Origin of the sequence: Paracoccus sigandri, from assembly GCF_003709565.1 — a bacterium.
In the GTDB taxonomy this organism is placed as follows: Bacteria; Pseudomonadota; Alphaproteobacteria; order Rhodobacterales; family Rhodobacteraceae; genus Paracoccus; species Paracoccus siganidrum.
Window position 1 is genome coordinate 1 of sequence record NZ_QNRC01000050.1, and the last position, 15,286, is coordinate 15,286.

General features: G+C 65.3%; 14 protein-coding genes. 1 reads left to right on the forward strand and 13 read right to left on the reverse strand.

Translation table 11 applies throughout. The features are described 5' to 3' along the window. From iolC to C9E82_RS22315, 13 genes are all read right to left on the reverse strand, one after another. Positions 1 to 1,141: 5-dehydro-2-deoxygluconokinase (iolC, locus tag C9E82_RS22255; RefSeq protein WP_122449398.1), on the reverse strand; the 1,141-nt coding region annotated here is incomplete at its 3' end. Further along, positions 1,128 to 1,952, reverse strand: a complete 825-nt coding sequence (locus tag C9E82_RS22260) for a TIM barrel protein (protein ID WP_119900195.1) — start codon at positions 1,950 to 1,952, stop codon at positions 1,128 to 1,130. The genes iolC and C9E82_RS22260, both read right to left, overlap by 14 nt. A gap of 9 nt (positions 1,953 to 1,961) precedes the next feature. Then, positions 1,962 to 2,972 carry a Gfo/Idh/MocA family protein gene (locus tag C9E82_RS22265; RefSeq protein WP_119900194.1) on the reverse strand — a complete coding sequence of 337 codons (1,011 nt, stop codon included), beginning with the start codon at positions 2,970 to 2,972 and terminating at the stop codon, positions 1,962 to 1,964. Beyond that, entirely contained in the window at positions 2,969 to 3,880 is a 912-nt protein-coding gene (locus C9E82_RS22270; RefSeq protein ID WP_119900193.1) for a sugar phosphate isomerase/epimerase family protein, read from the reverse strand. The genes C9E82_RS22265 and C9E82_RS22270 overlap by 4 nt, the downstream gene beginning before the upstream one ends. Positions 3,881 to 3,974: 94 nt before the next feature. Continuing rightward, on the reverse strand, positions 3,975 to 4,907 hold the full coding sequence (locus C9E82_RS22275; protein WP_205962216.1) for a substrate-binding domain-containing protein: 933 nt from the start codon (positions 4,905 to 4,907) through the stop codon (positions 3,975 to 3,977). A gap of 54 nt (positions 4,908 to 4,961) precedes the next feature. After that, positions 4,962 to 5,984: an ABC transporter permease gene (locus C9E82_RS22280; protein ID WP_119900192.1), complete on the reverse strand. Its 1,023-nt coding sequence runs from the start codon at positions 5,982 to 5,984 to the stop codon at positions 4,962 to 4,964. A gap of 14 nt (positions 5,985 to 5,998) precedes the next feature. Further along, positions 5,999 to 7,528 (reverse strand): sugar ABC transporter ATP-binding protein, encoded by a 1,530-nt coding sequence (locus tag C9E82_RS22285; protein ID WP_119900191.1) that lies wholly within the window; start codon positions 7,526 to 7,528, stop codon positions 5,999 to 6,001. 55 nt (positions 7,529 to 7,583) lie between these two features. Beyond that, entirely contained in the window at positions 7,584 to 8,519 is a 936-nt protein-coding gene (locus C9E82_RS22290) for a sugar ABC transporter substrate-binding protein (protein ID WP_119900190.1), read from the reverse strand. A 246-nt stretch (positions 8,520 to 8,765) separates the two neighbouring features. Then, positions 8,766 to 9,803: a LacI family DNA-binding transcriptional regulator gene (locus C9E82_RS22295; RefSeq protein WP_119900189.1), complete on the reverse strand. Its 1,038-nt coding sequence runs from the start codon at positions 9,801 to 9,803 to the stop codon at positions 8,766 to 8,768. Between the two features lie 84 nt (positions 9,804 to 9,887). Continuing rightward, entirely contained in the window at positions 9,888 to 10,928 is a 1,041-nt protein-coding gene (locus C9E82_RS22300; RefSeq protein ID WP_119900188.1) for a Gfo/Idh/MocA family protein, read from the reverse strand. Further along, on the reverse strand, positions 10,928 to 12,091 hold the full coding sequence (locus C9E82_RS22305) for a Gfo/Idh/MocA family protein (RefSeq protein WP_119900187.1): 1,164 nt from the start codon (positions 12,089 to 12,091) through the stop codon (positions 10,928 to 10,930). Before C9E82_RS22305 ends, C9E82_RS22300 begins: the two co-directional genes overlap by 1 nt. Beyond that, entirely contained in the window at positions 12,088 to 12,999 is a 912-nt protein-coding gene (gene iolE / locus C9E82_RS22310; RefSeq protein WP_205962215.1) for a myo-inosose-2 dehydratase, read from the reverse strand. Before iolE ends, C9E82_RS22305 begins: the two co-directional genes overlap by 4 nt. Continuing rightward, positions 12,999 to 14,000 (reverse strand): Gfo/Idh/MocA family protein, encoded by a 1,002-nt coding sequence (locus C9E82_RS22315; RefSeq protein ID WP_119900185.1) that lies wholly within the window; start codon positions 13,998 to 14,000, stop codon positions 12,999 to 13,001. The genes iolE and C9E82_RS22315 overlap by 1 nt, the downstream gene beginning before the upstream one ends. Positions 14,001 to 14,073: 73 nt before the next feature. On the opposite strand from C9E82_RS22315, the gene C9E82_RS22320 reads away from it, so the two are divergent. Next, a complete protein-coding gene (locus C9E82_RS22320; RefSeq protein WP_183154134.1) occupies positions 14,074 to 15,117 on the forward strand; it encodes a LacI family DNA-binding transcriptional regulator in 1,044 nt (347 codons plus the stop codon). The last annotated feature ends 169 nt before the right edge of the window (positions 15,118 to 15,286 follow it).

Genomic DNA, 15,286 nt, shown 5'->3' on the forward strand with positions numbered 1-15,286 from the left:
TATAGCCTTCCATCTCCTCCAGCTGCGCCCGGTGGTCGAAGGCGAAGACCCGCATCGTGGACCAGTCGCCCGCGCCCGGATTGCGGCGATTGGTGGCCCGGTGGACCTGCTCCAGCTCGGCGTCGTTGCGCAGGTCCGGCCGGATCACGCCGCGCTTGAGGAAGAACTCCAGCTCCACCAGCGAGGGATAGGCCGGCGTGCAGCCGTGGCGCGAGACCGCGAAGGCCCCGCAGGCATTGGCATATTCCAGCGCCCTGGGCCAGGCCTCGCCGTCCAGCCAGCCCTTCAGCAGCCCCGAGAAGAAGCCGTCGCCGGCACCCAGCACGTTGAACACCTCGATCGGGAAGCCGGGGCCACTCTCGCCCTCGTCCAGGCTGCCGGGGATCGCGCCCTCGAAGGCCACCGCGCCGGCCGCGCCGCGCTTGCAGACCAGCGTGGCGGTGCTGACCGCGCGCACCGCGCGCAGGGCCTCGATCGTGTCGGTGGAGCCGCCGGCGATGTGGAATTCCTCCTCGGTGCCGACGATCAGGTCGAAGAGATGCAGCGTGGATTGCAGCTTGGCGGTCACCGCGGCGCTTTCGACAAAGCGGCTCTCGCCCGCGCCATGCCCGGCCAGGCCCCAGAGGTTCGGCCGATAGTCGATGTCCAGCGCCGTCCGCGCGCCGTGCCTGCGGGCGAGGTTCAGCGCCTTCAGCACCGCCGCCTCGGTGCGCGGATGCGACAGATGCGTCCCGGTCGCCACGACGCTGCGCGCCTCGGCGATGAAGCCCTCGTCGATGTCGTCCTCGCAAAGCGCCATGTCCGCGCAGTTCTCGCGGTAGAAGATCAGCGGGAACCGCTCCTCGTCGCGGATCCCCAGCAGAACCAGCGCCGTCAGCCGCTCGGGATCACTCGCGACGCCGCGCGTGTCGACGCCCTCGCGGACCAGCTGCTCGCGGATGAACCGCCCCATATGCTCGTCGCCCACCCGCGTGATCACCGCAGACCGCAGCCCCAGCCGCGCCGTCCCGCAGGCGATATTGGTCGGAGACCCGCCAATATACTTCGCAAACGACCCCATGTCCTCCAGACGACCCCCAACCTGCTGGCCGTACAGATCAACCGACGAACGGCCGATGGTGATCACGTCAAGCGGACGCATCGCGAACCTCCTCGAGGGATGAACAGGAGACCTCTGTCGTGACGAAATCGATGCTGTCCTGCAGAGCGGCTTCTGGATCGGCGAGATCGTGGATCTCGGCCGCGAAGGGCTCGAAGGAAAACGGCCCATCATAACCGGCTTCCAGCAGCACCCTGACCTGGGCCAGGTTTTCCAGCCGGTCGGTGCCGTCCACCAGCACACGGTGCGCGTCCAGCATATCCTCGACGGCGACGGCCGGGTCGCTCACACCCGAGATATGCACCAGCCCGGTCCATTCCGGGAAGAACTCGGTCTCGCCCGCCAGATGGTGATGGAAGGTGTCATGCATCAGCTTGTAGACGCCTTCGCCGCCCGCGGCCTCGATCGCCTCGATGGCGGTGGCCTTCTTGCGCAGGGACGAGACGGGAAAGCCCAGAGGCTCGACCAGTCCCGTCAGGCCGCGTTCCGCGAGGATCGGCCTCATCGCCACCAGCGCCGCCACCAGATCGTCGAAGCTGACCGGAGTGCCGTCGTTCAGCGGGCACATCACCAACGCTTTCGCCCCGGCGGCCCGCGCGTAATCGGCCATCGCCACCGCGCGGGCGGGCAGGTCGCCCGACCAGACGTTGAACGGGTAAAGCGCGTTGATCGACAGGATGGTGACGCCCTGGCGTTCGGCCTCGGCGCGGACATGGGCGGGATCCATGCTGCCCAGAACATCGGGGATGTCGTTGCGGATCTCGACCTCGGTCGCGCCAAGCCGGCGGGTCATGGCGAAGAAATCGGCCAGCGGCAGCTTGGGCGCGGCGATATGGTTGATGGCAAAGCGCATGATGCGGCCTCAGTCGTAAAGCGCCGGACGATCCGGCAGGGTGATGGGGATGATCTGACCGGTCTTTTCCTGCGCCTCGACGCAGGCATCCGAGGAAATCGCCGCGACATAGCCGTCCCAGCTGGACGGACCCGAAGCGGTGCCGCGGGCGGCGGCCTGGACGAAATCAGCCAGTTCGACATCGTAGCTGTCCACGAAGCGGTCCTTCCAGTCGGTCAGGATCGCATTCTGCAGCCTTGCATCCTTGCGCAGCGTGATCGCCATCGGCTCGGGCAGGTTGGCCAGCCCTTCCTCGCCCACCACCTGGCACTGGATGTCATAGCCATAGCGGCAGTTCACGAAGATCTCGACATCGATGCGGATGCCCTTCTTCGTTTCCAGCAGCACGATCTGCGGATCCGCGACGCCGCCATGCGCGTGACGCGACTTGCGCGGAAACACCACCTGCGCCGAGACATAGTCATCGTCCAGAAGCCAGCGGAACACGTCGATCTCGTGGATCAGCGTGTCGTGGATCGCCATCGGCGTGACATATTGTTCCGGCACGGCCGGGTTGCGATGGGCGGCATGGACCATCAGCGGCGCGCCGATCTGGCTGTCCACCACATCCTTCAGCATCCAATAGCCCGCATCGTATCGGCGCATGAAGCCGACCTGCACCAGCCGGGCGCCATGCGCGACCTCGGCATCGACGATGCGCTTCGCGCCCTCGGCCGTGGTCGCCAGCGGCTTTTCGCAGAAGCAGGGCTTGCCGGCGGCGATGGCGGCCAGGACATAGGCCTCGTGCGTGGCGCCGGTCGAGCAGATCAGAACCGCGTCCACATCCGGCGCGGCGATCAGGTCCTCGCCGCGCTCATAGACCTTGGCGGCAGGCGCCAGATCGGCCTGCACCGCCCGCGCGGCATCGGGGTTGTAATCGCTGAGCGCGACGACCTCGGCCCCCGCCAGCACCTGCTGGATGCGCCTCGTGTGGTCCCGGCCGATCATGCCGGTGCCGATGACTCCGATCTTCAGGGTCATGCTGCTTTTCCTTGTGTCCAGTATTTGTCGACATAGCGTTTCGTCTCGGCCAGCATGAAGCGGGCGCTGTCCTCGGCGCGGTCTTCCCAGCCGAAGACGCAGTTCGACAGCACGCCGTCGAATTTCATGTCCGCCAGCGTGGCGAAGAACAGCTCCCAGTCGATTTCGCCCTGGCCGAAATCCAGGTGCTGGTGGACACGGACCTGCGCGCCCGGCGGGTTCACGACATAGCGCAGTTGCGAGGACTTGGTGTGGTCATAGGTGTCGGCCAGCCGCACATGGACCAGATGGCCCTCGGTCGCGCGCAGGTTCGCCACCATGTCGGGGCCATAAAAGAAGGTGTGCGGCGCGATGAAGGACGCCTTCACGGCCTTGGAATTGATGGTCCTGATGATGTCGATGGCGGGGGCGATCTCTTCCAGCCAGTCCTCGGGATGGGCTTCCAGCGACAGGGTCAGCCCCTCGCGTTCGAGGATCGGGACAAGGATGTCCATGGCGCGGAAGAACTGGCCCTCGCAGGTCTCGGGGCGGTGCAGGCCCGAGCGGTCGTTCAGGCTGCGCTCGGGGCTGCCGCCGCGGCCGAATTCGGAGACGAACATCGGGCAATCCATCTCGACCGCGATCTCGATGGCGCGTTTCCAGTTGTCGATCGCCATCTCCCATTCGTCGGGATAGGGGCTGGCCCACCGATACATCGGCTGCAGCGTGGCAAGGCCAAGCCCGTGATCCTTCAGCGCCTTCTTGAAGCTGGCGATGCGGTCCGGGTAGACCTTGGGCCGCGTCCACCAGGACAGGAAGTCCGGGCGCGGCGACAGTTCCACGTAATCGTAGCCCAGCTCGGCGACCTTGCGGCAGGTGTCCTCCAGCGACAGGTGCCGGATCATGTGCGGGTCAAGCGTGTGTTTCATGATATCCTATCCATTTGCGGTGATGGTGGCGAGGCGGCCCGGCCGCCCCGCCCGCAGGTCCGCAGGCGGGGAGGAGATCGCCTGCGGATTCGGATCAGTTGGCATATTGCGCGAGGTTCCCGGCGGTGACGGGCTCGAACGGGACCCAGTATTCCGGCTGGACGGATTGGCCGCCGGCCCCGTCGAGGGCCGCGCGGACGGCGACGTGGCCCTGCTCGACGGTGTTCTGGAACACGGTGACGTCCAGATCGCCTGCGGCCATCGCCGCCAGACCGTCCGCCGTCGCGTCGATCCCGGCGATGACCACATCCTCCATGGACCGGCCCGCCGCCTTCAGCGCCTGAATCGCGCCGATCGCCATCTCATCGTTGTTCGAGACAATGGCGTCGAACTCGATCCCCGCCGTCAGCCATGAGCTGACCAGATCCTGCGCCTGCACGCGGTTCCAGTTCGCCGTCTGCTTCTGGACGACCTCGATCTGGCAATCCTCGCCCGCGAAGATCTCCTCGACGGTCGCGGTGCGCACCAGCGCCGCGCGATTTTCCAACGGCCCCATCAGGATCACCGCGCGGCCCGTGCCGTCCAGCAATTCGCAGACCGCCTCGGCCTCGAACCGCCCCGCGTCACGCTCGGCCGAGCCGACATAGGCGGTGCCCTCGGGCATCCCGGCATCCAGTTCGGCCGGGGGATGGTTCACATAGATCAGCGGGATTCCGGCGCTGCGGGCCTGCGCCGTCAGTGCCGCGGTCGAATCCCCGTCCACCGCGTTCACGATGATCGCGTCCAGCCCGTTGGCGGCGAAGTTCTGCACCTGGTTCAGCTGCCGCGCCACGTCCAGCTGGGCGTCCTCCAGCACCAGCGTCACGCCTTCGTGGCGGCTGGCCTCGTCGCGGATCGCGTTCAGCAACACGGTCAGATGCGGGTTGTCGAACGAGGTCATCGTGACCCCGATACGGGTTTCGGCCAGTGCCGGCAGGGCAAGCGTGCCCAGGGTGGTCCCCAGAAGGGCCATCTTGATGATCGACATGTCTGTTTTTCCGTTGCTGAAGGGATGCGCCCCGCAGGGCGCAATCCGTAGGGATCAGGCCTTCTTGACCCGCTTTTTCTGGCGGTAGGTATCGGCCACCACGGCGGCCACGATGATCGCACCCTTGATCATCTCTTGATAATACGCGTCCAGCCGCAGGAAGGTGAAACCCGAGATGATGACGCCGAAGATCACCATGCCGATCGAGGTGCCGAGGATCGAGCCGCGCCCCCCCGCCAGCGAGGTGCCGCCGATCACCGCCATGGCGATGGCGTCCAGCTCGTACATCATCCCCATGCCGGCCTGCGCCGTCTGGCCCCGCGCCGCGACCACGATCCCGGCCAGCGCGGCCAGCGTGCCCGCCACGATATAGAGCTTGACCAGATGCCGTTCCACGTCGATGCCCGAGACGCGGGCGGCCTGCGGATTGGCGCCGATGGCATAGGTGAACTTGCCGTAGCGTGTGTATTTCATCGCAACGTGGAAGATCACCGCGACCAGCAGGAAGATCAGCACCGGCATCATTCCCGAGCCCAGGAAGGCAAAGCTGTCGGTGGGGAAGGAAATCGGCTGCCCCTTGGTATACCACTTGGCGAGGCCGCGCGCCGCAACCATCATCCCCAGCGTGGCGATGAAGGGCGGGATCTTGGTATAGGCGATCAGCCAGCCATTGATGAAGCCCGCGATGGCCCCGCAGGCCAGGCCGATCAGCACCGGCACGATCACCGGCATGTCGGTCAGCGCCGGATAGACGGCGCGGGCATATTCCGCCGTCTGCGCGAAGCTCATCGACACCATCGCCACCGCGCCCACGATGGAGCCCGACGACAGGTCGATCCCGCCCGAGATGATGACCTGCGTCACCCCCACGGCGATGATCCCGATGACCGAGACCTGCAGGATCATGATCTTCAGCCGGTTGATGTTTCCCAGGAACGTCTGGCCCTGAAAGATCCAGCCCAGGATCTCAAACACCAGCGCGATGCCCACCAGAACCAGCAGGATGTTGATCTCGGACGGCAGCTTGCGAAGCGCCCTCGGTGCAGCCCGGTCGAAATTCATGTTCTGTGTTGCCATGATCGGCTTCCCCCTTATTTCGCCGCGAGTTCCATGACCCGCACCTGATCGGCCTCGGCGCGATCAAGAAATCCGCTGACATGGCCTTCGTGCATGACCATGATCCGGTCGGACATGCCCAGAACCTCGGGCAGTTCGGACGAGATCATCAGGATCGCCACCCCCTCGGCGGCCAGTTGGGTGATAAGCCGGTGGATCTCGGCCTTGGCGCCCACGTCGATGCCGCGCGTCGGCTCGTCCAGGATCAGGATGCGCGGCTTGGTCAGCAGCCAGCGCGCGATCAAAAGCTTCTGCTGGTTGCCGCCCGACAGGTTGGCCACGGTTTCCGCCAGGTTGGGCGTCTTGACCCGCAGCTTCGCCGCATATTCCTCGGCCAGCCGGTTCACCTCGCGCTGATTGACGAAGCCCCGGTTGTCCACCTTGCCGCTGGACAGCAGCGCGACCTGGATGTTCTCGATGCAGTCGAGGTTCAGGAAACAGCCGGTCTCCTTGCGGTCCTCGGTCAGGAAGGCCATTCCGTGCTGCATCGCTACTGGCGGCGCGGTGATGTCCACCTTCTCGCCGTCGATACGAATCTCGCCGGAGGTCGCGGGACGCACGCCGAACACCGCCTCGGCCACGTTCGAGCGACCCGATCCGACCAGCCCTGCCACGCCCAGGATCTCGCCCCGGCGCAGATCGAAGCTGACATCGTGGAACACGCCGGGCAGCGTGAGATTGCGCACCTGAAGGATCGTCTCGCCGATCTCGCAGTCGATCTTGGGGAACATGTCGGTGATTTCGCGCCCGACCATCATCTTGATGATCTGGTCTCGCGTCACGTCCTGCGCCGCGACCGTATCGATATATTTGCCGTCGCGAAACACCGTCAGCTCGTCGGCGATCTCGAACAGCTCGTTCATCTTGTGGGTGATGTAGACGATGCCCACGCCCTTCTCGCGCAGGTCGCGGATGATGGCGAACAGATGCTCCACCTCGGTTTCGGTGATCGCGCTGGTCGGTTCGTCCATGATCAGCACATCGGACTTGAAGGACACGGCCTTCGCGATCTCGACCATCTGCTTCTGGGCCACGGTCAGGTCGCCGACCATGGCCTGGGGGTCCAGCCGGATCTTCAGATCGTCGAACAGCGCCTGGGTCATCCGCGCCATCTCGGCATGATCGATCAGGCCAAGCGCGTTCTTCGGTTCGCGTCCGATCCAGATATTCTCGGCGACCGTCATCGTGTTCATCAGGTTCAGTTCCTGATGGATCATGGCGATGCCCGAATTCAGCGCATCCAGCGGCGTGCGGATCTCCAGCTTCTCGCCCGCAAAGCGCACCTCGCCCCGGTCCGGGCTGTAGACGCCGGCGATGATCTTCATCAGCGTCGATTTGCCGGCGCCATTCTCACCCATCAGCGCATGCACGCTGCCCGGACGGATGCGCAACTGCACATCGTCAAGCGCGACAACCCCCGGAAATTCCTTGCGGACCTGATCCACTTCCAGGATGTAGTCCCCGGTATAGACACCGCGCGCGGACGCGCCTGCGCCGTCAAGCATGGTCGTTCCTCCCTGATGATGGCCGGGCCGGCATCCTTGCAGGCCCGGCGCCGCGTCAGCGGTAGTCCGCCAGATTTTCCGGCGTCACCAGTTCGAAGGGCACATAGACCTTCGAGTCTACCTCCTCGCCGCGCGCCAGCCGCAGCGCGGCATCGACCGCCCCCTCGCCCTGGCCGGCGGCGTTCTGGAACACGGTCACGTCCAGATCGCCCGCCGCCATCGCCGCAAGGGCGTCGGCGGTGGCGTCGATGCCGCCGACGATCACGTCGTCCATCGCGATGCCCGAGGTCTTCAGCGCCTGGATCGCACCGATCGCCATCTCGTCATTGTTCGAGATGACCGCGTCGAACTGCACCCCGGCCGACAGCCAGTTGGTCATCAGGTCGGCGCCCTGCGTGCGCGACCACATGGCGGTCTGCTGCTCGACGATCTCGATGAAGCTGCATTCGTCGGTGGCGATGACGTCATGGATGTCCTGCGTGCGGATCCGGGCGGCCTGGTTGGACAGCTCGCCCATCATGACGACCGCGCGGGCGCCGCTGTCCTTGCCTTCCTCGCGGAGCAGGCGGCAGATCTCCTGGGTCTGCAGCGTGCCGGACTCCAGTTCATCGGAGGCGACGAAGGCCTGGCCCTCGGGAAGGTCGTCCAGGTTGACCGGCTGGCGGTTGACATAGACCAGCGGAATGCCCGCCTGCGCGGCAAGGTTCGACATGGCCACGGTGGCGTCGGTGTCGACCGGATTCACGATGATCGCATCCACGCCCAAGGCCACGAAATTCTGGATCTGGTTCAACTGCCGGCCGACATCGTTCTGCGCATCCTCGATCTGCAAGGTGACGCCATCGAGACCGGCCGCATATTCCTGCATGCCATTGCGCAGCACGGTCAGGAAGTTGTCGTCGAACAGCGCCATCGACACGCCGATATTCTCGGCCGAGGCGGCACCACCAACGCCCACCGCCAATGCGGTCGACAACAGAAACTTCTTCATGACTTTCTCCTCCACAGGCGGCGTCCGGCGGCACCGCTTTTCCCGGATCGGGCACAATCGGGCGGCCGCAACCCGTCCGCCAAAAGCGGTTCTGCCTCGGGTCGCATTCTCTCCGAATGGCCAGGCCGGTCTCCCCTCGATCCCGGACCTTGGCAGAAAGATTCCCGATCCTTGCCTGTGGGTCAACGAAATCCTCGCGCCGATCACATCATTCATGATGTAATCCGCACAGGTCAGTTGATGTAATTACCTCATGAATTCGCTTTCGGGCGTCCACAATTCCGGCGGAAAGAACCGCTGCCCCGGCGTTTCGGCCATGCCCTTCTCGGATGTGGCGATCATCGACCCGATCAGATCCGAAGCCAGTTGCCGCATCGGGGTGCCGATCACGATGCTGACGGTGCGGTCCTGAAGCCCCGCCTGCGATTCCGGCGTCAGTTCGTTGACGATGAGAAAGAACTCACCGGGCTTGCGCAATTCACGCACGGCCGCGATGGCTCCCTCCATTCCGCCGCCCGCCACATACAGCCCCACCAGATCCTCGTGCCGCGACAACAGATCCACGGTCGCCTCGTAGGTCAGCTGCCGGGTTTCCAGATTGATCTGGGTATCCAGCAGCCTGAATTCGGGCGCGTCATCGCGGAAATAGCTGCGAAACCCCGTCTCGCGCAACTCATGGCCGTGAAACCGCGACCCGCCGATGAACAAGCCGACCCTGCCCGGCTGATGTGCCAGCTTCGAGATCAACCAGCCAGCGATGCGACCAACCTTCAGATTGTTGGTGCCAAAATAACTCTCCCGCACGCCCTGCGCGAAATCCGACAGCATCGAATAGGTTGGAATACGCGAGCCACGCAGTTCGTGCACGGCCTGCGTCACCTGATGATGATCGAGCCCGGTCGCGGCGACCGCGTCCACCCGCCCCTTCAAGGACAGAAGGATATCCGCCAGTTCGTCGGGCTGCGTGGTTTCCGCAAATCGCGCGACGATCTGAACCCGGCGCACCAGGCAGGATCGCGCCTGAGCCTCGAAGATGCGCAGCACTTCCTGATAGAAGGCATGACGCGGTTTTTGCAGGACAAGCCCCAGCCGGAATTCCGGCTTGTCGGCCAGCATCCGGTAACGGATCGCGTTGGCGCCGTGATAGCCGATCTGTTCGGCGGCTTCATGCACACGCCGCACGGTTTCCTCGCGTACATTGGGACGGCCGTTCAGGACGCGGTCCACGGTCGCGGTGCTGACCCCGGCGGCGCGGGCAAGATCGGCGATTGTCGGTCTGCTCATGAGCGCTTCACATCAGAATAGTTGATGGGAAACTATCATCCGGCGACGTGCAGGATGCAATCGCTCAATCGTTCCGCGGGGCCGTCAGGGCATGGCACGATCGAAACCGAAACCGACCGTGGCACGGACCATGTCCAGCATTTCCATCATCGCCAGGGTCTCGTCCAGCGGGCGTTTCGGCGTCTCGGTCGCGCCCGACGCGATGCAGCGCGCCACCTCGGCAGCCTCGTAGAACAGCCCCTCGAAATGCCGGCCCGCGGGTTCCTCGTAAGACAGCACCGTCGCGCCATCGGCCGAGATCACCCGGAACGGACCCGGCAGGTTGAACTCGGACCCGAAGCGCACCGTGCCCCCTGTGCCGACGATCGCCGCATTGGTCGGCGTCAGCCCGTAAAGCGTCGTCGCCATCATGCCCAGATTGCCCGCCGCATTGGCCATGACGATGGCAAGCTGGCCGTGGACTCCGGCGGGATCGTCCTGCTTCAGGCCCACCATCTGCCGGGCCGGACCCAAGAGCCGCGACAGCAGCGACACGGGATAGGTTCCCAGATCCAGCAGCGGCCCGCCCGCCAGCGCCGGGTCGAAGATGCGATGGTCGCGCGTGAAATGTTCCCCATATTCCGTATGGACCGACCTGATCTCCCCCAGAGCGCCAGAGTCGAGAACCTGCGACAGCACATCGAACTTGGGCAGGAAGTAGGTCCACAGGGCTTCGGCCAGGAACAGCCCCCTCGCGCGTGCCAGCGTCACCATCTCGACGGCCTGGGCATGATCCAGCGCCATCGGCTTTTCGACCAGCACGTTGCGCCCGGCTTCCAGCGCCATCAGCACATGGTCGCGGTGCAGGTTGTGCGGTGTCGCCACATAGACCACATCGAGACCGTCGTCGCCGACCAGATCCTCGTAGCTGCCATGGGCACGCGGGATGCTCCATTTTCGCGCAAAGGCCTGCGCGGTATCCGAACTGCGCGAGCCGATCGCCGCGATCTCCTGCCGGGTATGGGCGCGGACCGAGGCGATGAACTGTTCGGCGATCCAGCCCGAGCCGAGGATGCCCCAACGCAGCACCGGCGCCTCCATCGGGTCCGGGACGCGCGAGGGGGGAAGGGATTTCGGGAATGTCATCACGGTTTCTCCCAGGTTCCGGTTTGCAGGCTGCGTTCCATCGCCTCGACAATGCGCATGTTCTGCAGCCCGAAATCGAAATCGGGATCGCAGCCGGCGCCGCAGATGCCGTCGATCAGGTCGCGCACCTCGATGACCTTCACGTCGAAATAGCCGAGCCCGCCGCCGGCGAAATCGAAGGGGAAGAAGGCCGCGAATTGCGGCACCTGCGAGCCGGCCAGCAGCGTCTTGAAGCCGCGATCGCGCTTCTCGTCGCCGAAGCGCGATACCTTCAATTCGTTGAAGCGTTCGCCATCCATGATGATCGTGCCTTCGGTGCCCGAGACCTCCCAATAAATGCCGAAAACCTTGCCGGCCGCGACGCGCGATGCCTCGATGGTGCCGCCCGCGCCCGAGGCGAAGCGAACCATGGCCTGCAACTGGTCCTCGTTCTCGACGGATCGGCGCTCGGCATCCGCCGACGCCTTGGCCGAATAGCCCGCGGCGCCTTGCGGGACGGGGCGGGTCGGGAAATAGGTCTGGGCCTGGGCGACGGTCGCCTCGATATCGCCCATCAGATGTTGCGCCACCGAAATGACATGGCTGCCCAGATCGCCAAGCGCGCCGGAACCCGCATCGCGCCTTGTGCAACGCCAGGAAAACGGCAGGTCGGGGTCGTTGAAGAACCCTTGGTCGAACCAGCCGCGAAAGCGCATCGGGACGCCAATTTCCCCCGCCTCGATGATCTGTTTCGCCAGCATGGCGGCCGGGGTCTTGATATTGTTGAAGGCGACCATGGTCCTGACGCCCTTGGCACGGGCGGCCGCCGTCATCTCCTCGGCCTCGGCCACGGTGACGGACAGCGGCTTTTCGCAATAGACGTGCTTGCCCGCGGCGATGGCGGCCAGCGCCATCTGATGGTGCATGGCATTGGGCGAGGTGATGTCCACCACATCCACGCCCGGATCGTTGACCAGTTCGCGCCAGTCGCCCGTCGAGCGTTCGAAACCGAAGCGCGCGGCGGCATCCGCGGCCAGTTCCGCCGTGGCATCCGCCAGCATGTAAAGCCGCGGCAGCGCCGGCAGATCCTTGTAGAGCAGCCCTGCGCGGCGGAAGGCATCGGCATGGGCCTGCCCCATGAAGCCCGATCCGATCAGGCCGATGTTCAATATCCTGCGAGTCATGCGTGCGTCTCCGCCGTTGCGAGAAAGGTTCTGCGGATATGCTCCAGCCCGTGCGTCACTGCGGGCAGCGGCGGGGCAAGGGCCGGGTCCTGTTCGGCCTCGACCACCATCCAGCCCCGCCAGCCGCTGTCACGGACGAAGCGGGCCAGCGGCGCGAAGTCGACCACCCCGTCGCCCGGCACGGTGAACATGCCGGCGAGGACACCGGCGTTGAAACTGGCATCCGTATCGCGGATGCGCGCCATCACCTCGCCGCGCATGTCCTTCAGGTGGATATGCGCGATGCGGTCGGGAAAGGCGTCCAGCAGCAGCCCATAGTCGAATCCCGCCGCCGCCGCGTGGCCCGTGTCCAGAAGCAGGCCGACATCCGGCCCTGTCCGGTCGAAGATGCCGGCGATCTCGTCAAAGGTCTCGGCCACCATCATCAGGTGGTGGTGATAGGCCAGCCGCAGCCCGTATTCGCCGGCCAGCCATGCCGCGAATTCCGTCAGGCGGCGGGCATAGGCTGCGGCATCGTCGATCCGCAGCCGCCCCGACATCGGCGCATCCAGCGGCGCATCGCCCGCCATCCGGGCGACCTCGCCATAGACCATCACCTCGCAGCCCATCGCCTTCAGCAAGGCGGCGTGGTCGCGCGCGGCCTCTCTCTCGGCCGCGACATCGCGCTCGGCCAGTTCGCCGGAATACCAGCCCGAGGCCAGCGCCAGCCCGTGCCTCTCCAAGAGCGGGCGCAACGCGGCGGAGTCGCGTGGGAACAGGCGGCCCAGTTCCACACCCTGATAACCGGCCTGCGCGGCTTCGGACAGGCAGGTTTCGATCGGGGTGTCGCCGCCCAGATCGTGCAAGACGTCATTGGTCCAGGACAGCGGGCTGACCGCCAGCCGCACGCCTTGAGGCAGGAAATCCATCATGCGCCTCCTTCCAGCCGGACGACCTGTCCGGTTTTCGCCGATTGCAAGGCGGCCTCGACCAGACGCTGCGCCTCGTAGCCGTCCCGGATCCCGGCCAGCGGCGGCGTGCCGTCGCGGATCAATGCGACGAAGGCCGCCATTTCGTCGCGGTAAGCCTGCGCGAAGCGCTCGATGAAGTAATTTTCCGGCGGCGCCGACAGCATCCCCTCGGCCGAGGTGATCGACAGCGTGGATTGCGGCTGGTTGCCGACGCTCAGCACCTCGTTCGCACAAAGCGCCTCGAGCCGCTGGTCATAGCCCATCGGACCGCGCCGGCAGGCGATGATCTGCGCCTGCCGGCCAGAGGCCGAGACCAGCGTGATCATCACGCTGTCCACATCGCCCGCCGCGCCGATCTCGGGCGAGATCAGGCAGGAACCGGCGGCATAGACACTGGCGATGGGCTCATCCAGCAGGAAGCGCGCCATGTCCACGTCATGGATCGAACTGTCGCGAAACATCCCGCCCGAGGTCTCGACATAGGAACGCGGCGGCGGCGCGGGATCGCGCGAGAACATCACCACCTGCTCCAATGGCCCGCTGACCCCCGAGGCGATGCGGTCGCGCAGCGCGCGGAAGCTGCAGTCATAGCGGCGCTGAAAACCCAGCATGCAGGGAATGCCCGAGGCTTCGATCCTGCGCGTGACCTCTTGGGTCAGCGCCATGTCCAGGCTGATCGGCTTTTCGCAGAAGACGGCCTTGCCGGTTTCCGCCGCCCGCAGCAGCAGTTCCGCATGGCTGTCGGTGGAACTGGCGATTATGATCCCATCGATCCGCTCATCGGCGAAAATGCTGTCGGGATCGGTGATGCTGGCCCCGGTCTGCGCGGCCAGGGCCTCGCGCTCGGGGCTGGCAACAGGATCGGCGAGACAGGTCAATATCACGCCGGGCTGCGCGGCGGCGTTGAGCGCATGCACCCGGCCGATCCGGCCCGCGCCGAAACAGGCAAGTCTGATCATGATTCCCCCTCCTCGGACAGATTGTCCGCAGGGGCAGGATTACGATTGCGCTGCCCGGACCCAAATGCCATTCTTGAAGAAATCTCTTCAAGACGGGATACAGATGGGGCGCAAGGTGACGGCGGCCGATGTCGCGCGCGAAGCAGGTGTTTCCGCCTCGACCGTGGATCGGGTGCTGAACAATCGGGGCGGCGTGGCCGAAGACAAGGAACGCCGGGTCTATGCCGCCGCCCGGCGGTTGCGGCTGGACCGCGCGCTGGATTTGCGTGCCGCACGCACGCTGCGGGTCGCGGCCTTCATCCAGCCGCCGGCAAATCCCTATCACGCGGCGCTGAAAACGGCGATCGACGAGACCAACCGCGGCCCCGACCCGTTCAACATCCAGACCCGGATCTTCCACATCGATCCCTCCTCGCCCCGGCGGACGGCGGACAGGGTGCGCAGCATCGCCGCGGATCACGACGCGATCATCGTCTGCCTGGCCCATGACGACCAGCTCGCGCGGGAGCTGGACGATATCGTCGCAGCCGGCAAACCCGTGGTGACGCTGGCCACCAACATCGCCTGCCGGGGCGCGATCTATGTCGGACCGGACAATCATCGTGCCGGACGGCTTGCAGGAGAACTGATGGGCCGGTTCCTTGGCGAGGCGGGCGGCGACATCATCCTGATCGCCGGGATGTTCAGCATGATCGGGCATGACGAACGCCGCGCCGGCTTTCGTGCCATCCTGTCCGAGCGCTTTCCGCGATGCCGAATCCTGGCCGAGTTCGAAAGCCATGAACAAGGCGAGATCGCGGGAGATCTGGTCTGGCGGGCGCTTGGGCAACATCCCTCGATCCGCGGCATATACAATGCCTCGGCCGGTGCGCTTCCGGTCGTCGCCGCGCTGCAGCGGGCGCACAGGCTGAACGACGTCATCTTCGTCACCCACGAATTGACCGAGGACCGGCGGCGCCTGCTGCAACGTGGCGCCATCGACGCGCTGATCGACCAGAATCCCCGGCTGGAGATCGAAACCGCCGTTCAGGTCATTGCCCACGCCTACCAGCGGCTCGATCTCGACCCCGCGACCACCATCACCCCGGTCAGCATCTATCTGCGCGAGAACTGCTGAACAGACAGATCGACGACCGGGATAGAACCTCGGATGGCGCTGCCTGACCCTAGGTTCTGTGGCCTCTTGGGATTCCCTATTCTGAGGAAAGATGATTCAAGGTTTCTGTTGCAGGAGGTTTGCGATGGGAGTGTTGGATCGGCTTGTGCTGTCGGACGGGCAATGGAAT